The sequence below is a fragment of the Streptomyces lavendulae subsp. lavendulae genome, assembly GCF_002803845.1.
Lineage (GTDB): Bacteria > Actinomycetota > Actinomycetes > Streptomycetales > Streptomycetaceae > Streptomyces > Streptomyces lavendulae.
Genome location: NZ_CP024985.1, coordinates 6326263 through 6345038, shown reverse-complemented (window position 1 = coordinate 6345038; position 18776 = coordinate 6326263). Strand labels below are relative to the sequence as shown.

At 72.0% G+C, this 18776-nt stretch carries 18 protein-coding genes; 9 read left to right on the top strand and 9 right to left on the bottom strand.

Annotated elements, in window-relative coordinates; genetic code table 11:
• Positions 1 to 33: 33 nt before the first annotated feature.
• Entirely contained in the window at positions 34 to 2553 is a 2520-nt protein-coding gene (locus tag SLAV_RS28330) for an ABC transporter ATP-binding protein/permease (RefSeq protein ID WP_030233533.1), read from the bottom strand.
• A gap of 385 nt (positions 2554 to 2938) precedes the next feature.
• On the opposite strand from SLAV_RS28330, the gene serB reads away from it, so the two are divergent.
• The 5 genes from serB to SLAV_RS28305 all read left to right on the top strand — a co-directional run bounded on the left by serB (position 2939) and on the right by SLAV_RS28305 (position 8281).
• Positions 2939 to 4138: a phosphoserine phosphatase SerB gene (serB, locus tag SLAV_RS28325; protein ID WP_030233530.1), complete on the top strand. Its 1200-nt coding sequence runs from the start codon at positions 2939 to 2941 to the stop codon at positions 4136 to 4138.
• A gap of 301 nt (positions 4139 to 4439) precedes the next feature.
• Complete coding sequence (locus tag SLAV_RS28320; protein WP_030233527.1) at positions 4440 to 5246, top strand: SDR family NAD(P)-dependent oxidoreductase; 807 nt, start codon at positions 4440 to 4442, stop codon at positions 5244 to 5246.
• Complete coding sequence (locus tag SLAV_RS28315) at positions 5246 to 6541, top strand: aminotransferase class I/II-fold pyridoxal phosphate-dependent enzyme (RefSeq protein WP_063760325.1); 1296 nt, start codon at positions 5246 to 5248, stop codon at positions 6539 to 6541. The genes SLAV_RS28320 and SLAV_RS28315 overlap by 1 nt, the downstream gene beginning before the upstream one ends.
• Positions 6538 to 7485 (top strand): diiron oxygenase, encoded by a 948-nt coding sequence (locus tag SLAV_RS28310; RefSeq protein ID WP_030233523.1) that lies wholly within the window; start codon positions 6538 to 6540, stop codon positions 7483 to 7485. Before SLAV_RS28315 ends, SLAV_RS28310 begins: the two co-directional genes overlap by 4 nt.
• The gene (locus SLAV_RS28305; RefSeq protein ID WP_030233521.1) at positions 7478 to 8281 is read left to right on the top strand and encodes a tryptophan 2,3-dioxygenase family protein; all 804 of its coding nucleotides are present in this window, start codon (positions 7478 to 7480) and stop codon (positions 8279 to 8281) included. Before SLAV_RS28310 ends, SLAV_RS28305 begins: the two co-directional genes overlap by 8 nt.
• 140 nt (positions 8282 to 8421) lie before the next feature.
• Here the strand turns inward: SLAV_RS28305 and SLAV_RS28300 are convergent, their stop codons facing one another.
• The 4 genes from SLAV_RS28300 to SLAV_RS28290 form a co-directional block, all read right to left on the bottom strand.
• Complete coding sequence (locus SLAV_RS28300; RefSeq protein WP_030233518.1) at positions 8422 to 8943, bottom strand: SixA phosphatase family protein; 522 nt, start codon at positions 8941 to 8943, stop codon at positions 8422 to 8424.
• Positions 8944 to 9032: 89 nt separating this feature from the next.
• Entirely contained in the window at positions 9033 to 9260 is a 228-nt protein-coding gene (locus SLAV_RS28295; protein ID WP_030233515.1) for a hypothetical protein, read from the bottom strand.
• 167 nt (positions 9261 to 9427) lie between these two features.
• Complete coding sequence (locus SLAV_RS43235) at positions 9428 to 9547, bottom strand: SGM_5486 family transporter-associated protein (protein ID WP_254719129.1); 120 nt, start codon at positions 9545 to 9547, stop codon at positions 9428 to 9430.
• 5 nt (positions 9548 to 9552) lie between these two features.
• Complete coding sequence (locus SLAV_RS28290) at positions 9553 to 10842, bottom strand: CynX/NimT family MFS transporter (RefSeq protein ID WP_030233514.1); 1290 nt, start codon at positions 10840 to 10842, stop codon at positions 9553 to 9555.
• 63 nt (positions 10843 to 10905) lie between these two features.
• Between SLAV_RS28290 and SLAV_RS28285 the strand changes: the two genes are divergently transcribed.
• The gene (locus SLAV_RS28285) at positions 10906 to 11583 is read left to right on the top strand and encodes a FadR/GntR family transcriptional regulator (protein WP_030233511.1); all 678 of its coding nucleotides are present in this window, start codon (positions 10906 to 10908) and stop codon (positions 11581 to 11583) included.
• A gap of 51 nt (positions 11584 to 11634) precedes the next feature.
• Here the strand turns inward: SLAV_RS28285 and SLAV_RS43695 are convergent, their stop codons facing one another.
• From SLAV_RS43695 to fabG, 3 genes are all read right to left on the bottom strand, one after another.
• Positions 11635 to 11928, bottom strand: a complete 294-nt coding sequence (locus tag SLAV_RS43695) for a hypothetical protein (RefSeq protein ID WP_388096418.1) — start codon at positions 11926 to 11928, stop codon at positions 11635 to 11637.
• A 374-nt stretch (positions 11929 to 12302) separates the two neighbouring features.
• The gene (gene fabI / locus SLAV_RS28275; protein ID WP_030233506.1) at positions 12303 to 13073 is read right to left on the bottom strand and encodes an enoyl-ACP reductase FabI; all 771 of its coding nucleotides are present in this window, start codon (positions 13071 to 13073) and stop codon (positions 12303 to 12305) included.
• A gap of 5 nt (positions 13074 to 13078) precedes the next feature.
• Positions 13079 to 13798: a 3-oxoacyl-[acyl-carrier-protein] reductase gene (gene fabG / locus SLAV_RS28270; protein ID WP_030233503.1), complete on the bottom strand. Its 720-nt coding sequence runs from the start codon at positions 13796 to 13798 to the stop codon at positions 13079 to 13081.
• 184 nt (positions 13799 to 13982) lie between these two features.
• Here fabG and SLAV_RS28265 point away from each other — a divergent pair, with 184 nt between their 5' ends.
• The 3 genes from SLAV_RS28265 to tyrS are packed head-to-tail and all read left to right on the top strand — an operon-like array spanning position 13983 to position 18241.
• Positions 13983 to 15506 (top strand): TldD/PmbA family protein, encoded by a 1524-nt coding sequence (locus SLAV_RS28265; protein ID WP_030233502.1) that lies wholly within the window; start codon positions 13983 to 13985, stop codon positions 15504 to 15506.
• The gene (locus tag SLAV_RS28260; RefSeq protein WP_030233499.1) at positions 15503 to 16891 is read left to right on the top strand and encodes a metallopeptidase TldD-related protein; all 1389 of its coding nucleotides are present in this window, start codon (positions 15503 to 15505) and stop codon (positions 16889 to 16891) included. Before SLAV_RS28265 ends, SLAV_RS28260 begins: the two co-directional genes overlap by 4 nt.
• A 51-nt stretch (positions 16892 to 16942) precedes the next feature.
• Positions 16943 to 18241: a tyrosine--tRNA ligase gene (tyrS, locus tag SLAV_RS28255; RefSeq protein WP_030233497.1), complete on the top strand. Its 1299-nt coding sequence runs from the start codon at positions 16943 to 16945 to the stop codon at positions 18239 to 18241.
• A gap of 79 nt (positions 18242 to 18320) precedes the next feature.
• On the opposite strand, the gene SLAV_RS28250 is transcribed toward tyrS, so the two are convergent.
• Complete coding sequence (locus tag SLAV_RS28250; RefSeq protein ID WP_030233494.1) at positions 18321 to 18599, bottom strand: GlsB/YeaQ/YmgE family stress response membrane protein; 279 nt, start codon at positions 18597 to 18599, stop codon at positions 18321 to 18323.
• Positions 18600 to 18776 lie beyond the last annotated feature (177 nt).

The window sequence follows — 18776 nt, the reverse complement described above, 5'->3', positions numbered from 1 at the left end:
CGGGCCCCCGCCGGCCGCGTTACTCCGGCCGCGTTACTTGCGCATGACCTCGGGCTCGTGGCGGCGCAGCAGGCGCGCCACCGCGAAGCCGCAGATCACGCCGAGCAGCAGCAGGACGAAGACGTCCACGAACCACTGGCCGGTGGTGTGGTCCCACAGCGGGTCGGTGTTGGTGGGGTTCTGCGGGTCCCACGGCGCCATGAGCTTGCCCAGGTTCAGGGTGGTGCCGGCGGCGCCGATGGCCCAGCGCGACGGCATCAGGTAGGCGAACTGCTCCAGGCCGATCTTGTCGTACAGCTGGAACAGGATGCCGGTGAAGACGACCTGGACGATCGCGAACATGACGAGCAGCGGCATGGTCTTCTCGGCGGTCTTCACCAGCGAGGAGATCACCAGGCCGAACATCATCGCGGTGAAGCCGAGCGCGGTGACCGAGACGCAGAGCTCGACGGCCGGGTTCATGAACAGGCCCTCGGCCGGCAGCTTGCGCGGGGTGAAGGCGATGGCGCAGATGATCACGCCCTGGATGGCCGTGATCAGGCCGAGGACGATCACCTTCGACATGAGGTACGCCGACCGGGACAGGCCGGTCGCGCGCTCCCGTTCGTAGATGACGCGTTCCTTGATCAGCTCACGGACCGAGTTGGCCGCGCCCGAGAAGCACATGCCGACCGCGAGGATCAGCATGATCGTGCCGGCGTCGCCGTTGAAGCGGCTCGGCGGGGTCGGCGGGGCCAGGCCGAACTTCGCGGGGATCACGATGGAGACCACGCCGAGGACGGCGGGCAGCAGCAGCATCAGGGCGAGGAAGCCCTTGTCGGAGGCGATCACCGAGACGTAGCGGCGCATCAGCGTCCACAGCTGCGAGCCCCAGCCCTGCGGCTTCGGCGGGATCATCTGCTGCGGCGGCATCGCGACCTGCTGCGGGGCGACCGCGTCGAGGTCGGCGGCGTAGAGCTGGTAGTGCTGCGAGCCCTTCCAGCGGCCGGCCCAGTCGTAGTCGCGGTAGTTCTCGAAGGCGGAGAACACGTCGGCCCAGGTGGTGTAGCCGAAGAAGTTCAGCGCCTCGTCCGGCGGGCCGAAGTAGGCGACGGATCCGCCCGGCGCCATGACCAGCAGCTTGTCGCAGAGCGACAGCTCGGCCACGGAGTGGGTGACGACGAGGACGGTGCGGCCGTCGTCGGCGAGGCCGCGCAGCAGCTGCATGACGTCGCGGTCCATGCCCGGGTCGAGGCCGGAGGTCGGCTCGTCCAGGAAGATCAGCGACGGCTTGGTGAGCAGCTCCAGGGCCACTGACACGCGCTTGCGCTGACCACCCGAGAGCGAGGTGATCTTCTTGTCCTTGTGGATGTCGAGCTTGAGCTCGCGCAGCACCTCGTCGATGCGGGCGGCGCGCTCGGACTCGGCGGTGTCGCCGGGGAAGCGGAGCTTGGCCGCGTACTTGAGGGCCGTGCTGACCTTCAGCTCCTTGTGCAGGATGTCGTCCTGCGGGACCAGGCCGATGCGCTGGCGGAGCTCCGCGAACTGCTTGTACAGGTTGCGGTTGTCGTAGAGGACGTCGCCCTCGTTGGCGGGCCGGTAGCCGGTCAGCGCCTTGAGGAGCGTCGACTTTCCGGAGCCGGAGGGGCCGATGACGCCGATGAGCGACTTCTCCGGGACGCCGAAGGTGACGTCCTTGAGGATCTGCTTGCCGCCGTCGACCGTGACCGTGAGGTGGCGGGCCGAGAAGGAGACGTCACCGGTGTCGACGAACTCTTCGAGACGGTCGCCGACGATCCGGAAGGTGGAGTGGCCGACGCCGACGATGTCGTTCGGGCCGAGCAGGGTGCTGCCGGACTTGGGCAGCGGCTGGCCGTTGACGTAGGTGCCGTTGTGGCTGCCGAGATCGTGGATCTCGAAGCGTCCGCTGGTGGAGCGGAACTCCGCGTGGTGGCGGGAGACCTGGAGGTCCGAGACTACGAGCTCGTTCTCCAGGGCACGGCCGATGCGCATGACGTGGCCGACGGCGATCTGGTGGAACGTCGTCGGGCTGCGGTCCCCGCCGTGGGCGGCCGGGGCGGCGGACTGCGCCGGACCGCCCTGCTGCTGCGGTACGTACGCCTGCTGCGGCTGCTGGTGCGGTTGGTGCTGCTGAGCCTGCTGGTACTGCTGGTGCTGCTGGTCCCAGGCCTGCTGCTGGACCGGGGCCTGGTAGGCCGGGGCCTGCTGCTGAGCGACAGGGGCCTGGTAGGCGGGCTGCTGCACCTGCTGCTGCTGTGCGGCGGCAGCGGTCGGATTCAGCCGCGGCCCGTCGGTCGCGTTGCCGAGGTGGACCGGCGTACCGGGCACGAGTTCGGTCTGCTGGACCCGCGCGCCGTGCACGTAGGTGCCGTTGGTGCTGCCGTGGTCCTCGATGACCCAACCCCGGCCGTTCCAGGTGATGGTGGCGTGCCGCCACGACACCCGGGCGTCATCGATCACCACGTCCCCCTGGGGATCGCGCCCCAGCGAGTACGACCTGGACGGATCGAGCGTCCAGGTCCTTCCATTCAATTCCAGTACGAGTTCCGGCACTCCAGCCCCACTTAGGTCCCCCGAGAATCCCCCTGATGCCAGGGAGTCTAGGGATGGCGAACATCCGGGGGAACTATTTCAGGCCTTCGGCCACATGTGGAATCGGGGCCTTCCGAGGGCGCCCGCGTATGCCCGTCGACGGGGTCGAAAGCCACCCGGAGAGTGAAATAGGGGACTTCTCGTCCCGGCTTCCGGACGAGCGTCCGCCGATTACCGCTCGGTAGTGATCAGGGATCACCGGGTGCGCCGCCCGCGTTCGGGGCGGGGGTCCGGGGGGCCTCGGGGCCGGCCGGTGGGGTGCGGCGCGGCGCGGTGGGGCGCGGCGCGTTCAGGAAGTGGGACGGGGGTCCGGTGCGCCGGGTGGGGAAGATACGGTGAGGGCACCATGAGCGCTTCGCAGACCTCCGACGTCCCCACCCTCCTCGTCAAGATCTTCGGCAAGGACCGTCCCGGGATCACCGCCGGGCTGTTCGACACCCTCGCCGCCTACTCCGTCGATGTCGTCGACATCGAGCAGGTCGTCACCCGCGGCCGCATCGTCCTGTGCGTTCTCGTCACCAAGCCCGCCGGCGGCTCCGAGGGCGAGCTGCGGGCCACCGTCCACAGCTGGGCCGAGTCGCTCAAGCTCCAGGCGGAGATCCTCTCCGGCACCGGTGACAACCGGCCGCGCGGCAGCGGACGTTCCCACGTCACCGTCCTCGGGCACCCGCTCACCGCGGAGTCCACGGCCATCATCGCCTCCCGGATCACCGCGACCGGTGGCAACATCGACCGCATCTTCCGGCTCGCGAAGTATCCCGTGACGGCGGTCGAGTTCGCCGTCTCCGGCGCCGAGACCGAACCCCTGCGCACCGCCCTCGCCACCACCGCCGCGCAGATCGGCGTCGACGTGGCCGTGGTGTCCGCGGGCCTGCACCGCCGGGCCCAGCGGCTGGTGGTGATGGACGTCGACTCGACCCTGATCCAGGACGAGGTCATCGAGCTCTTCGCCGCCCACGCGGGCTGTGAGGCCGAGGTCGCCGAGGTGACCGAGCGGGCCATGCGCGGGGAGCTGGACTTCGAGCAGTCCCTGCACGCCCGGGTGGCGCTGCTCGCGGGGCTGGACGCGTCGGTGGTGGACAAGGTCCGCTCCGAGGTCCGGCTGACCCCCGGGGCCCGCACCCTGATCCGGACCCTGAAGATGCTGGGTTACCAGGTGGGCGTGGTCTCGGGCGGCTTCACGCAGGTCACGGACGACCTGCGCGAGCGGCTGGGGCTGGACTTCGCCTCGGCGAACACCCTGGAGATCGTCGACGGGAAGCTGACCGGCAAGGTCACCGGCGAGATCGTGGACCGGGCGGGCAAGGCCCGGCTGCTGCGCCGCTTCGCCGCCGAGGCGGGTGTGCCGCTGGCCCAGACGGTGGCCATCGGTGACGGGGCCAACGACCTGGACATGCTGAACGCCGCCGGGCTGGGCGTGGCCTTCAACGCCAAGCCGGTGGTCCGCGAGGCCGCCCACACCGCGGTGAACGTACCGTTCCTGGACGCGGTGCTGTACCTGCTGGGCATCACCCGGGAGGAAGTGGAAGCGGCCGACCTGGCCTGATCCCCACCGGTTCCGTCACGCCGCCCGGCCGGGTCCTCCCGGCCGGGCTTCTCACTTCCACGGCGCGGCCGCTCGCGGACGCTCTCAGGATCGCTGGAAGGAATCGGGCCACCGCCCTCCCACCGGGAGCCGGGGCACCCCTTCCGACCTGCGATGCCGTGGAACCTCGACCCTCCCTCCAGCCGACTTCCAGCCGGATCGGGGGAGTTCGGCACCCCCCTGTGCGACAAATGCTCCGACTGCGCTGCTGCGGACGCGGCGGCGGATCTCGGTCATTCCTGATCGTCAAGGGGAAGCAGCGATGGCTCGAAGTGTGCTCATCACCGGAGGCTCGGGGGGAATCGGCCGGGCCTGTGTGGAGAGGTTCGCGGCGGAAGAGGACTGGACGGTCTGGTTCACCTACCGCAACGGCCGGGAGCGGGCCGAGGAGCTGGTGCAGGAGCTGGCGCTCACCGGTCGCGCCAAGGTGGAGGCGTTCCCCTTCAGCCAGGGCGACTGGGAGGACCACGAGCAGCTGGTCGAGCGGCTGCCGGGCCCGGTGGACGTGCTGGTGAACAACGCGGCCGTCGGCTCCAAGACCATCGACCGGTACAGCGACGGGCCGCCGCAGGACAAGGCGTCGGCCTTCTTCCAGATCAACGCGGTGGGCCCGCTCTGGCTCACCGAGCAGCTCCTGCCCGGCATGCTGGAGCGCGGCTTCGGGAAGATCATCAACATCTCCAGCGTGGGCGGCGGGATCTTCCAGTTCCCCGGCTTCCACCCCGCCGACGGCATGAGCAAGGCCGCCCTCACCTATCTGACCCGCCACCTCGCGGCCGATTTGGTGCACACCCCGGTCGAGGTCTTCGCCCTCTGCCCCGGTGCCGTGGAGACCACCATGTTCCGGGCCAGCACCCTGGACCGGCTCTCGTCCGGGGAACGCTCCGCGCTCACCGCCCGGCTGCCGCGCGGCCGCATGATCGAGGCGCGGGAGATCGCCGAGCAGGTGTGGTGGCTGGCGGGCGAGCACGCGGGGGCGCTGCACGGCGCCGTCATCGACGCCTCGATGGGCCTCGGGGTCCATCCGGGCCTGCTCACCGGTGCCGACGTGGACAGCGGGAGGGTCTGATGGTCTCCCGCCAGGCCGCGCGGCTGCTCGCCGACACCCCCGCCATCGCCGAGGCGCACTTCCTGGCCGAGGCCGAGCCGTACGACCCGGACGTCCGCCCGGGCGGCTACCTCAACCTGGGCACCGCGGAGAACCGTCTCCTGTGGGACCTCCTCGACGGCCGGCTGGCCGCGCTGGAGCCGATGACCGAGTCCACCGCCCGCTACGCGCCCCTGCACGGCACCGGCGTGCTGCGCGAGCGCATCGCGGCGCTGCTCTCCGCGACCTGCCGTACGCCGCTCGACGCCGAGGACCTGGTGGTGATCAGCGGCGCCACCGGGGCGCTCGACGCGATCGCGTCGGTGCTGTGCGACCCGGGTGAGGCGATCGTGGTGCCCGCCCCCTACTACGGGGCCTTCGACACCGATCTCGGCGGCCGTTCCGGCGCCCGGATCCTGCCCGCCCCGCTGGAGCCGGGCGACGGGTTCCGGCTGACGGCGGACGCGGTCGACCGGGCCCTGAAGCAGGCGGCCGCGGAGGGGACGACCGTACGCGCGGTCGCACTCTCCTCCCCCTCCAACCCCCTCGGCGAGGTGCACCGGCCCCAGGTGCTGGCCGAGCTGCTGCGGGTGGCCGCCGAGCACGACGTGGACCTGGTCTCCGACGAGATCTACGCCCACGCCGTCTTCGGCCCGCACGCCTTCACCAGCGCCGCCGACCCCGCGGTCAATCCGCACTGGGCCGATCGCACCCACCTGGTCTGGGGCTTCGCGAAGGACTTCGGGCTGCCCGGCCTGAAGACGGGTGTCCTGCACACGCGCGATCCCCGGGTGCGGGACGCGGCGCGGGCGATGGCCTACTTCGCCCCCGTCTCCACCGCCACCCAGCACACCCTCGCCGGCCTGCTGGCCGACCCGGCATGGGTGGCCTCCTTCCTCGCGGCGGGCCGCCGCCGGCTGGGGTCCTCGTACGCGCACCTCGTCGCGCACCTGGACGCGTACCGGATCCCGTACGTGCCGGCCGAGGCCGGGTTCTCCGTCTGGCTGGACCTGCGCCGCTGGCTGCCCGGGGCCGGGTTCGAGGCCGAACAGCGGCTGTGGCGGGAGCTGTTCGAGACGGCGCGGGTCAGCATCCTGCCGGGCGGGGCGTTCCGTTCGCCCGAGCCGGGCTGGTTCCGGCTGTGCCACACCGTCGAGGCGCCCCTGGTCGCGGAGGCGGTCCGGCGGATCGCCGGCCACCTGGGCGGGACCCCCGCGGACGCCCTCCTCGCCCCTTCCCTCCCCTCCCCCTCCGATCCGAACGGAAGACGCCCATGAGCACGGCCCCCGGTCCGCTCGACCGCTGGTACGAGACCGCCGGCGTGCGGGGCGGCGTACGCCGCGTGTTCCACGCCGAGGCGGAGCAGGGCCGGGTCTTCTTCCCGGACGCCCTGGTCCCGCACCTGGCCCACCCCGAGGTCAAGGCGCTGGCCCCGGAGCGGGTCCGCGAGATCTCCGTACGGCACCTGTACCAGTTCCTGCACTCGACGACGCACCTGGAGACCCGGGTGGTCAACGGGGCCGCCGAGCCGGTCGCCAACGGCAACTCCGGGCTGCACTTCCCGACCTCGCTGCGGATGGACGCCTTCAAGGTCTACTGCGACGAGGGCTACCACGCCCTCTACAGCCTGGACCTCGCCGACCAGGTGGCGGCCGTCACCGGGATCGCCGTGCCGGACGTGGACTACGGCGGGTTCGTCACGGCCCTCCAGGACAGCGGACGGCGGCTGCTGCCGCAGGACCCGGTGCTGGCCGGGCAGTTGCAGGCGGTGGTGTTCGAGACCCTGATCACCGCCGTGCTCAACGAGGTGCCGCAGGACCCGACCGTGGTGAGCACGGTGCGCGAGCTGATGCGCGACCACGCCAAGGACGAGGGGCGTCACCACCGTTTCTTCTCGGCGTTCTTCCTGGAGCTGTGGGCCCGGCTCGACGGGCGGCGGCGCGTCCTGGCGGCCCGTGCCCTGCCGGCGATGATCCGCGCGGCGCTCGACTGGGACCTGGAGCCGGTCCGGGTGTCGCTGCGCCTGGCCGGTCTGGACGAGGAGCGCACCGAGGCGGTGCTCGCGGACAGCTACGGCGGCGGCGCGGGCCTGGACCGCATCCAGACGATCTCCCGTTCCACCCTGCGGCTGTGCGCCCAGGTCGGCGCCTTCGACCTGCCGGGCGTCACGGACGCGTTCGCCGAGTTCGGACTGCGCGCACCGGAGGAGAGCGATGTCTGAGGACGTGACGTACGCGGACTACCTGCGGCTGCCGGAGCTGCTGGCGCTCCAGGTGCCGCTGGCCGACGGGGTGGACGACGAGCTCCTGTTCATCGCCGTCCACCAGGTGCAGGAGCTGTGGTTCGGGCAGCTGCTGCGCGATCTGTCCGGGGTCCGCGACCGGATGCTGGAGGGTGATCCGCGGGCCGCGCGGGCCGGTCTGGTGCGGAGCACGGTGATCACCCGGGCGCTGATCGCGGGGATCCATCCGCTGCGCGGGATGCCGCCGCGGGAGTTCCACGCCTTCCGGGGGGCGCTCGGCGGCAGCAGCGGGGCGCAGTCGGCCCAGTACCTGGAGATAGCGGCGCTGTGCGGCGCGGACTGGGTGCGCGGGGAGCACGGGGCGCGGGCCGTCGCCGGGCTGAGCCCGCTGGAGCGGGAGCGGGCGCGCGGGCGGCTCGCGGAGCCGACGGTGTGGGAGGCGTTCGTGTCGCTGCTGGCCAAGGCCGGTTTCGCGGTGGGGACGGCGCAGGAGCGCAGGGAGGCGTTCGGCCGGCTCGCGGCGGCCCCCCGGGACGGTGACCCGGTGGAGTTCGCGGAGCTGTCGGAGCTGGTGGAGGCCCTGGTGGACCACGACGAGATCTGGACCGAGTGGCGGGCCTGCCACGCGCTGCTCGTGGAGCGGCAGATCGGCGGGCGGCCCGGGACCGGGGGCAGCAGCGGTGTGGCGCATCTGCGGGCGGCGGTCCACCGGCGGTTCTACCCGGAGCTGTGGGAGGCGCGGGACGCGGGCATCCCGCCGGCGCCCGCCCGGTGACGTGCCCGCCCCGTGACGTTCCGGGCCGGTGACGTTCCGGGCCGGATCGGGAGGGGCCGGGGCGCGAGGGGCCGGAACGGGAGGGGCCGGAACGGGAGGGCCCGGGGCGCGGCGGCCCCGGTCCCTCCCGCTGCTCGTCCTCAGTGCTCCTTGGGCGTCCAGTAGTCCAGCAGCGTGCCCACTCCGTGCTCGACGGACTTCCAGGTTCCGGTGAAGGAGACGACGGCCAGCGCCGCGGTCGGGAAGCCCGTACGGGTCATCCGCGCGAGGGTGTCGCCCTCCGCGCGCCCGGAGAGGGCGTCGGCGAGGGCGTGCATGCCGGGGTTGTGGCCGATCACGAGGAGGTCGGCCACCTCCTCCGGGGTCTCGTTCAGCAGGGCGATGAGCTCACCCAGCGAGGCGTCGTAGAGCCGCTCCTCGTAGTGGGTCTTCGGCCGGTGCGGCAGTTCCTGGACGGCGAGCTTCCAGGTCTCCCGGGTACGGGCGGCGGTGGAGCAGAGGGCCAGGTCGAAGGTGATGCCGGTCTCGGCCAGCTTCAGTCCGACGGCCGGTGCGTCCTTTCGGCCGCGTTCCGCGAGCGGGCGGTCGTGGTCGGACACCTGGGGCCAGTCGGCCTTGGCGTGCCGGAGGAGGACGATCCTGCGGGGTGTGTCGGCGCTCATGGCTCCCAGCTTCGCACGAAACGCGCCACGCGGCGCAGGCTGTTGGGAGGCCTCCGCGAGGGCGGGGAGCACGCCTCGGCGCGCGGGGGTCAGCCGACGGCGCGCAGCAGTTGCCGGCTGACCTGGAGCAGTCCGGAGGCGTCCGGGGCGGCGGCGTGGGCCTCGCCCGAGCCGGCGAGGAGGAGCAGCAGGAGTCCGAAGGCGAGCGCGGGCAGGGCGAGGGCCCACCAGTGCAGCCGGGTCCCCGCTCCGGCGTGGGCCGCGGTACGACGACGGGAGGCGGCGGGGAGGGACGGGATCTGTGCGGGGGCCGACATGGCCGCCTCCGGAGTGTGCGCTGGGACGGGCTCGCTGCTTCGAATCTACGGATCCTCGGCGGCGGTTCCCATCGGGGTCACACCCCATCCGACCCTGAACCCGGCCCCCTAGGGGATGGTGGGGTTATCCCCACCATCGGGGTCGGGGGCCGGGTCCGAGCGGGGGCTCAGGGGGAGGCGAGGCTGGCGATGACGGCGATGATCACGGTCACCAGCAGCATCGCGCCGAGCACGAGGCCGAGCTTCTTGTGACCGTTCTGGGGGTTCGGTTCGAGTACGGGCGACATGCCGGTCAGTCTCGCATGCCGCATTCGTCCTCGATCGTGCGGTCCCGTCCCGCGAGGACGCCGAGGACGAGCTGGGGGACGAGCAGCGCGGCCATCAGGGCCAGGGGCAGGTCCCAGCCGCCGCTGTGCTGGTAGAGGGCGCCGATGACCAGCGGGCCGGGGATGGAGATCAGGTAGCCGGTGCTCTGGGCGAAGGCCGAGAGCTTGACGACCCCGGCGGGGGACTTGGCGCGCAGTCCGATCATGGTGATGACGAGCGGGAAGGCGCAGTTGGAGATGCCGAGCAGGAGGGCCCAGGCCCAGGCTCCGGCGGCGGGGGCGAGGTAGAGGCCGAGGTAGCCGGCGAAACCGAAGAGGCTGAGGGTGACGGCGATGGGGCCCTGGTGGCGCATGCGCCCGGCGAGGCGGGGGATGACGAAGGCCAGCGGGACGCCCATGACCATGGTGACGGCGAGCAGCACGCCGGCGGTGGAGGCGGAGACCCCGGCGTCGCGGAAGATCTGCGGGAGCCAGCCCATGGTGACGTAGGCGCCGGTGGCCTGGAGGCCGAAGTAGCAGGCGAGCGCCCAGGCGGTGCGGCTGCGGACGACGGAGGGCCCCTTGTCCTCGCGGACGGCCGCGGCGGGGGCGGCGGCCCTCTCCCGGCGGCTCGCGGCGGCGATGGGCAGCCAGGGCAGGACGGCGGCGGCGGCGAGGACGGCCCAGACGAGCAGGCCCGTGCGCCAGCTGCCGCCGAGGGCGGAGGTCAGCGGGACGGTCGCGGCGGCGGCGAGGGAGGTGCCGGCGGCCAGGGCCATGGAGTAGAGCCCGGTCATGGTGCCGACGCGGTCGGGGAACCAGCGCTTGACGATGACCGGGAGCAGCACGTTGGTCAGGGCTATGCCGGCCAGGGAGAGGGCGCTCGCGGCGAGGAAGGCGGCGGCGCTGTCCGCGAAGGGGCGGATCAGCAGGCCCGCGGCGACGGCGGCCATGCCGGCGCAGACCACGGCGGCGGGGCCGAAGCAGCGGGAGAGGCGGGGTGCCGTGACGCCGAAGACCGCGAAGCAGAGGGCGGGCACGGAGGTGATCAGTCCGGCCACGGTGCCGCTCATGTGGAGGCCGGTCCTGGTCTCCTCGAAGAGGGCGCCGAGGCTGGTGATGGCGGGCCTCAGGTTGAGGGCGGCCAGCACGATTCCGACGATGAGCACCGGGCCGAGCCACGTGGGGGCGACGTGGGGGGAGGCGGGCAGGGGCTCGTGGGCGGCGGTGCGCACGGCCTCCGGGCGGGTCATGGTCTGGATTTCTTCGTCGGACATTGAACCATCATAGAATCATGGGATGATTGGTTGTCCAGTCGTCCCAGAGAGGACCTCGCCCACATGCCGCTGACCTCGCCCCGGCGATCCGCGCTCGTCGATCAGGTGATCGCCCAGCTCCGGAACCAGATCACCTCCGGCGAATGGCCGGTCGGGGCCCGGATCCCGACCGAGCCCGAGCTGGTGGAGCTGCTGGGCGTCGCCCGCAACACCGTGCGGGAGGCCGTGCGCGCGCTCGCGCACAACGGGCTGCTGGACATCCGCCAGGGTTCGGGCACCTACGTGATCGCCACCAGCGAGCTGGCCGGGGTGATGCACCGCCGCTTCGCCGGGGCCGACCCGCGGCACATCGCGGAGCTGCGCTCGACGCTGGAGTCCTCGGCGGCCCGGCTGGCGGCGGAACGGCGGACCGAGCGGGACCTGGTCCAGCTGGACGCGCTGCTGGCACGGCGCGAGGAGGCGTGGGCGAGCGGGGAGGCGGAGCTGTTCGTGGCGGCGGACGTCGCCCTGCACATGGCGGTGGTGACGGCCTCGCACAACGACGTCCTGATCGAGCTGTACGCGGACCTGGGCGATCTGGTGGCGGACTGGCTGCGGGCGGACGTCGGCGCAGTGCTGGATCCGGCCGCCCACCTGGACCATGCCCGGCTGATCGAGGCGGTCCGGCGCGGGGACGGGGACACGGCGGCCTCGGAGGCGGCCGGCTACCCCTTCGTCTGCCTCGGCAAGGGCGGACGCTGAGCGGAACGGAACGGAACGGAACGGGCCGGGCCCGGGGCGCCCGGGCGGCCCTCACGGCCGCTGGTGGCTCACCCAGGCCGTGCGGACCTCCTTCCAGCAGCGGCCGGTGAGCCGGACCCGGCCCGCCGGGTCCAGGGACACGGCGGCGCCGTCCCCGTCCAGGTCCCACCAGCGCTCGCACTCCACGTGGAGGCGGAGCAGGTCGGTCTCGGGGTAGCCGTTGTGGCAGTACGCGGTGACCTGCGAGCCGTCGATCTCGGTGTCGCAGTCGGAGCCGAAGAGCTCGGGGGTCGCGGCCGGCGCGGGCCGGACGGGGGGTTCGCCCGGGATGTCGGCGAGGTCCACGGCGGCCGGGGCGGCCGCTTCCGGCCCGGCTCCCGGCCCGGATCCCGGCCCCGCTCCCGGCTCCGGACCACCGGGCTGCGCGGTGGCCCCGGGGATCAGGAGTCCGGTCAGGACCACGGAGGTGACCAGCAGCGATACCGCTCGGCTCGGCCTCGCGCGCACGCCGGTACCTCCTCCCCGAAGCAGCCGGGAAGATCCCGACGAGGTCAGTTTGCAGGCATCTGTCCTGGTTTTCGACTCGGGAAGATCCGGCCGGACGGCGAAAATCTGATCGAACGAACCCCTGCTCCCCCGCTCCCGGACCGCGAAAACGGCGGTGGCCGCGCCTCCCGGAGAGGGAGGCGCGGCCACCGCCGTACGGATGCGGGTGCCGGTCAGGCGCCCATCGCGTGCAGGCCGCCGTCGACGTGGACGATCTCGCCCGTGGTCTTCGGGAACCAGTCCGACAGCAGGGCGACGACGCCCCGGCCCGTCGGCTCCGGGTCGCTCATGTCCCACGCCAGCATGGACCGCTGGTTCCAGGTGTCCGCCAGCTCGCCGAAGCCCGGGATGGACTTCGCGGCCATCGAGCCGATCGGACCGGCCGAGACCAGGTTGCAGCGGATGTTCTCCTTGCCCAGGTCGCGGGCGAGGTAGCGGCTGGTGGCCTCCAGCGCGGCCTTGGCCGGGCCCATCCAGTCGTACTGCGGCCAGGCGAACTGCGCGTCGAAGGTGAGGCCGACGATGGCCGCGCCCTCCGCCGGGAACAGCGGCTTGCAGGCCATGGCCAGCGACTTCAGCGAGAACGCCGAGACGTGCATGGCGGTGGCCACCGACTCGAACGGGGTGTTCAGGAAGTTGCCGCCGAGCGCGTCCTGCGGCGCGAAGCCGATGGAGTGCACGACCCCGTCGAGGCCGCCGAGCTCCTCGCGGACCAGGCCTTCGAGGCGGGCCAGGTGCTCGTCGTTGGTGACGTCGAGCTCGATGACCTTGACCGGCTTCGGCAGCTTCTTGGCGATCCGCTCGGTCAGCGAAGGGCGCGGCCACGCGGTGAGGATGACCTCGGCGCCCTGCTCCTGGGCCAGTCGGGCGGTGTGGAAGGCGATGGACGATTCCATCAGCACCCCGGTGATGAGGATGCGCTTGCCGTCGAGAATTCCGCTCATGGTGATCAGTGACCCATGCCCAATCCGCCGTCAACGGGAATGACGGCTCCGGTGATGTACGCGGCGTCATCGGACGCCAGGAAGCTCACGGCGGCCGCGATCTCCTCGGGCTGCGCGTAGCGGGCCAGCGGCACCTGCGACACGATGCCCGCACGCTGCTCGTCGGTGAGCACCTTCGTCATGTCGGTGTCCACGAAACCCGGGGCCACGACGTTGAAGGTGATGTTGCGGCTGCCCAGCTCGCGGGCGAGGGAGCGGGCGAAGCCGACCAGCGCGGCCTTGGAGGCGGCGTAGTTGGCCTGACCCGCGGAACCCAGCAGGCCCACCACCGAGGAGATCAGGACCACACGGCCCTTCTTCGCCCGGAGCATGCCGCGGTTGGCGCGCTTGACCACCCGGAAGGTGCCCGTGAGGTTGGTGTCGACGACGGAGGCGAAGTCCTCCTCGGACATCCGCATCAGCAGCGTGTCCTTGGTGATGCCGGCGTTGGCCACCAGCACCTCCACGTTGCCGTGCTTGGCCTCGATCTCCTTGTAGGCCTGCTCCACCTGCTCGGAGTCGGTGATGTCGCAGCGCACCGACAGTACGCCGAGGTCGGTGAGCTCCTGCGGCGGCTCTCCCGAGCGGTACGTGATCGCGACCTTGTCGCCGGCCTGGGCGAAGGCTCGGGCGATGGCGAGGCCGATGCCCCGGTTACCTCCGGTGACGAGAACCGAGCGGCTCAACGGATCACCCTTTCGCTAGCTGTCTGAATAGCAAAAACCTATAGGCCCGCTCCGGCATCCGGAGAATCGGGCTCCGACAGGGCCTTGCGACGGGGTATGTCGAGTCCCTACAGAAAGATGTAGGCACCAGAGCCCCGGGCGCGACATGATCGGGGCGACCTGCCCCGACCCCGGGAGGATTTCCGTGGCCCATTCCATCGACGCGGCCTTCACCGCGCTGCCCCTGCGGGCGCTCGCCGACGCGGCGCTCGCCCGGGCCCGCGCGCTCGGCGCCGACCATGCCGACTTCCGGCTGGAGCGGATCCGCAGCGCCTCCTGGCGCCTGCGCGACGCCAAACCCTCCGGCGGCTCCGACACCACGGACCTCGGGTACGCGGTCCGGGTGGTGCACGGAGGCAGCTGGGGCTTCGCCTCCGGCGTGGACCTGACCATGGACGCCGCGGCCAAGGTGGCCTCCCAGGCCGTCGCCATGGCGAAGCTGTCCGCCCAGGTGATCAAGGCCGCCGGCTCCGACGAGCGCGTCGAGCTCGCCGACGAGCCGGTGCACGCCGACAAGACCTGGATCTCCGCCTACGACGTGGACCCCTTCTCGGTGCCGGACGCCGAGAAGGCGGCCCTGCTCGCCGACTGGAGCACCCGGCTGCTGGCCGCCGACGGCGTCGCGCACGTGGACGCCTCGCTCCTCGCCGTCCACGAGAACAAGTTCTACGCCGACACCGCGGGCACCTCCACCACGCAGCAGCGCGTGCGGATCCACCCGCAGCTCACCGCCGTCGCCGTGAACGCCACCACCGGCGAGTTCGACTCCATGCGCACCATCGCCCCGCCCGCCGGGCGCGGCTGGGAATACCTGACGGGCACCGGCTGGGACTGGAACGCCGAGCTGGAGGAGATCCCCGGCCTGCTCGCCGAGAAGATGCGGGCCCCGAGCGTCGAGGCCGGGCGCTACGACCTGGTCGTGCACCCGTCGAACCTGTGGCTGACCATCCACGAGTCCATCGGCCACGCCACCGAGCTCGACCGGGCGCTGGGCTACGAGGCGGCGTACGCGGGGACCTCCTTCGCCACCTTCGACCAGCTCGGCACCCTCAAGTACGGCTCCTCGGTGATGAACGTGACCGGCGACCGCACGGCCGAACACGGCCTGGCCACCATCGGCTACGACGACGAGGGCGTCGAGGCGCAGAGCTGGGACCTGGTCAAGGACGGCACCCTGGCCGGCTACCAGACGGACCGGCGGATCGCGAAGCTCACGGGCCTCGGCCGCTCCAACGGCTGCGCCTACGCCGACTCCCCCGGGCACGTCCCGGTCCAGCGGATGGCGAACGTCTCGCTGCGGCCGGATCCGGGCGGGCTGTCCACCGAGGACCTGATCGGCGGGGTGGAGCGCGGGATCTACGTGGTCGGCGACCGCTCCTGGTCGATCGACATGCAGCGCTACAACTTCCAGTTCACCGGCCAGCGGTTCTTCCGCATCGAGAACGGCCGGCTCGCCGGTCAGCTGCGCGACGTCGCGTACCAGGCCACGACCACCGAGTTCTGGGGCTCGATGGAGAAGGTCGGCGGCCCGCAGACCTACGTGCTGGGCGGCGCCTTCAACTGCGGAAAGGCCCAGCCGGGCCAGGTCGCGGCGGTCTCCCACGGCTGCCCGTCCGCCCTGTTCCGCGACGTGAACATCCTGAACACCACGCAGGAGGCCGGTCGATGAGCCGAACGAAGCCGCACGAGATCGTCGAGCGCGCCCTGGAGCTGTCCACAGCCGACGGCTGCGTCGTCATCGCCGACGAGGAGTCCAGCGCCAACCTGCGCTGGGCGGGCAACGCGCTCACCACGAACGGCGTCACCCGCGGCCGCACCCTGACGGTCATCGCCACCGTCGACGGCAAGGAGGGCACGGCCTCGGGGGTCGTCTCGCGCTCCGCCGTCACCGCCGCCGACCTGGAGCCGCTCGTACGCGCCGCCGAGGCGGCCGCCCGCGGGGCCGGCCCCGCCGAGGACGCCCAGCCGCTGGTCACCGGGACCCCGGCCTCGCCCGACTTCACCGACGGCCCCGCCGAGACCTCCTCGGCAGTGTTCGCGGACTTCGCCCCGGCCCTCGGCGAGGCCTTCGCGCGGGCCCGCGCGGGCGGGCGGGAGCTGTACGGGTTCGCGAACCACGAGCTGGTCACCACGTACGTCGGCACCTCCACGGGGCTGCGGCTGCGCCACGACCAGCCCAACGGGACCCTGGAGCTCAACGCGAAGTCCCCGGACCGTTCCCGCTCGGCCTGGGCCGGCCGGGCCACCCGGGACTTCAAGGACGTGGACCCGACCGTGCTCGACGCGGAGCTCGCCGTCCGCCTGGGCTGGGCGGAGCGCAAGGTCGAGCTGCCCGCCGGGCGGTACGAGACCCTGCTGCCGCCCACGGCCGTCGCGGACCTGCTGATCTACCAGATGTGGTCGGCGGCGGCCCGCGACGCGGTGGAGGGCCGTACGGTCTTCTCCAAGCCCGGCGGCGGCACCCGGATCGGCGAGCAGCTCTCGCGGCTGCCGCTGACCCTGCGCAGCGACCCGCACTCCCCCGGCCTGGAGTCGGCGCCGTTCGTGATCGCGCACAGCTCCGGCGACGACGCCTCGGTGTTCGACAACGGCCTGCCGGTCCCGGCGACCGAGTGGATCAGCGGCGGCGAGCTGGCGCGGCTGACCACGACCCGGCACAGCTCCGCCCTGACCGGCCTGCCGCTCTCCCCGGCCTTCGGGAACCTCATCCTGGACGGGGGCGGGGACAAGTCGCTGGAGGAGATGGTGGCGGGCACCGAGCGGGGCCTGCTGCTGACCTGCCTCTGGTACATCCGCGAGGTCGACCCGGCCACCCTGCTGCTCACCGGCCTGACCCGGGACGGCGTCTATCTGGTGGAGAACGGGCAGGTCACGGGCGAGGTCAACAACTTCCGGTTCAACGAGTCGCCGGTGGACCTGCTGTCGCGCGCCTCGGAGGCCGGACGGACCGAGAAGACCCTGCCGCGCGAGTGGGGCGACTGGTTCACCCGGGCCGCGATGCCCGCCCTGCGCATCCCGGACTTCAACATGAGCTCGGTCAGCAAGGGCGTCTGACCCACCTAGACTGAGCACGGCATTTTCAGACATCGAAGGAGTCGAGAGACCGTGACGGACATCGTCGACGAACTGAAGTGGCGTGGGCTCTTCGCCCAGTCCACCGACGAAGAAGCGCTGCGCAAGGCGTTCGCGGACGGTCCCGTCACCTTCTATTGCGGCTTCGACCCGACGGCGGCCTCGCTGCACGTGGGGCACCTGGTCCAGGTGCTCACCGTGCGCCGGCTCCAGCAGGCCGGCCACCGGCCGCTGGCGCTGGTCGGCGGGGCCACCGGTCAGATCGGCGACCCCCGCCCGACCGCCGAGCGGACGCTGAACGACCCGGAGACCATCGCGAACTGGGTGAACCGGCTGCGCTCGCAGATCGAGCCGTTCCTGTCCTTCGAGGGCGAGAACGCGGCGCTGATGGTGAACAACCTGGACTGGACGGCGGGCATGTCCGCCATCGAGTTCCTGCGGGACATCGGCAAGCACTTCCGCGTCAACAAGATGCTGACGAAGGACTCGGTCGCCAAGCGGCTGGAGTCCGACCAGGGCATCAGCTACACCGAGTTCAGCTACCAGCTGCTCCAGGGCATGGACTTCCTGGAGCTGTACCGCCGCTACGGCTGCACCCTCCAGCAGGGCGGCTCGGACCAGTGGGGCAACCTGACGGCCGGGCTCGACCTGATCCACCGGGTGGAGCCGCAGGCGCACGTCCACGCGATGGCGACCCCGCTGATGGTCAAGGCGGACGGCACCAAGTTCGGCAAGTCCGAGAGCGGGGCCGTCTGGCTGGACCCGGAGATGACCACCCCGTACGCGTTCTACCAGTTCTGGCTGAACGTGGACGACCGGGACATCTCCACCTACATGCGGATCCTGTCCTTCAAGTCCCGCGAGGAACTGGAGGAGCTGGAGGCCCAGACCGCCGAGCGGCCGCAGGCGCGCGCCGCGCAGCGGGCGCTGGCCGAGGAGCTGACCACGCTGGTGCACGGCGCGGACCAGTGCGCCGCCGTGATCGCCGCGTCGAAGGCGCTGTTCGGCCAGGGCGAGCTGGCGGAGCTGGACGAGGCCACGCTGGCCGCGGCCCTCTCCGAGCTGCCGCACGCGAAGGTCACCGAGCTCGGGCAGGTCGTGGACCTGCTCGCGGAGACCGGGCTGGTCGCCAGCAAGTCCGCGGGCCGCCGGACCGTGAAGGAGGGCGGCGCCTACGTGAACAACGTGAAGGTCACCGCCGAGGACGCGGTCCCCGCCCCGGAGGAGCTGCTGCACGGCCGCTGGCTGGTGCTGCGGCGCGGCAAGAAGAACCTGGCGGCGGTCGAGGTCACGGGCGTCGAGGTCACGGGCGTCGAGGCCGCCGGCGCCTGAGGCCGGCCGGCGGGCGGACGCGATGAGGGGCCGGTGCGGACGGGAATCGTCCGCACCGGCCCCTTCGTCATCGGCGGTGTCAGGCGGTCCCGCGTCTGCCGCCCCGCAGTGCCACGTAGGCCATGTCGCCGAGCCCGACGATCAGGACGGCTCCGGCCAGCTGGAGCAGGTGCCGGGTCCAGTCGATGCCCCGTGTGTCCTCGACGCCGATCCACCCCGCGACGGCGTTGCCGAGGAGCGCGCCGAGGATGCCGAAGAGGGTGGTCAGCCACAGGGGCTGGTGCTGCTTGCCCGGCAGGATGGCCCGGGCTATGAGGCCCAGCACGAAACCGACGATGATCGCCCACAACCATTGCATGTCGAGCCTCCTCGCGGCGCGTTGTGCGCATGTGGGCCCAGTCTCGACCCGCCCGGCCCGGCACGCACGCCGGACGGCTCCATCGGGGGGACACCCCCTCTCCCCGGCTCGACGGGGGCGGCGTACGGTGGAAGGGTTGCGTGCCGGGGAGTGTCCGGCGGGTGGATCGGGTGGTGG

Coding starts and splice junctions, on each gene's coding strand:
- serB (WP_030233530.1), top strand. CDS start 2,939: ATGAGCGCTTCGCAGACCTCCGACGTCCCCACCCTCCTCGTCAAGATC.
- SLAV_RS28320 (WP_030233527.1), top strand. CDS start 4,440: ATGGCTCGAAGTGTGCTCATCACCGGAGGCTCGGGGGGAATCGGCCGG.
- SLAV_RS28315 (WP_063760325.1), top strand. CDS start 5,246: ATGGTCTCCCGCCAGGCCGCGCGGCTGCTCGCCGACACCCCCGCCATC.
- SLAV_RS28310 (WP_030233523.1), top strand. CDS start 6,538: ATGAGCACGGCCCCCGGTCCGCTCGACCGCTGGTACGAGACCGCCGGC.
- SLAV_RS28305 (WP_030233521.1), top strand. CDS start 7,478: ATGTCTGAGGACGTGACGTACGCGGACTACCTGCGGCTGCCGGAGCTG.
- SLAV_RS28300 (WP_030233518.1), bottom strand. CDS start 8,943: ATGAGCGCCGACACACCCCGCAGGATCGTCCTCCTCCGGCACGCCAAG.
- SLAV_RS28295 (WP_030233515.1), bottom strand. CDS start 9,260: ATGTCGGCCCCCGCACAGATCCCGTCCCTCCCCGCCGCCTCCCGTCGT.
- SLAV_RS43235 (WP_254719129.1), bottom strand. CDS start 9,547: ATGTCGCCCGTACTCGAACCGAACCCCCAGAACGGTCACAAGAAGCTC.
- SLAV_RS28290 (WP_030233514.1), bottom strand. CDS start 10,842: ATGTCCGACGAAGAAATCCAGACCATGACCCGCCCGGAGGCCGTGCGC.
- SLAV_RS28285 (WP_030233511.1), top strand. CDS start 10,906: ATGCCGCTGACCTCGCCCCGGCGATCCGCGCTCGTCGATCAGGTGATC.
- fabI (WP_030233506.1), bottom strand. CDS start 13,073: ATGAGCGGAATTCTCGACGGCAAGCGCATCCTCATCACCGGGGTGCTG.
- SLAV_RS28260 (WP_030233499.1), top strand. CDS start 15,503: ATGAGCCGAACGAAGCCGCACGAGATCGTCGAGCGCGCCCTGGAGCTG.
- SLAV_RS28250 (WP_030233494.1), bottom strand. CDS start 18,599: ATGCAATGGTTGTGGGCGATCATCGTCGGTTTCGTGCTGGGCCTCATA.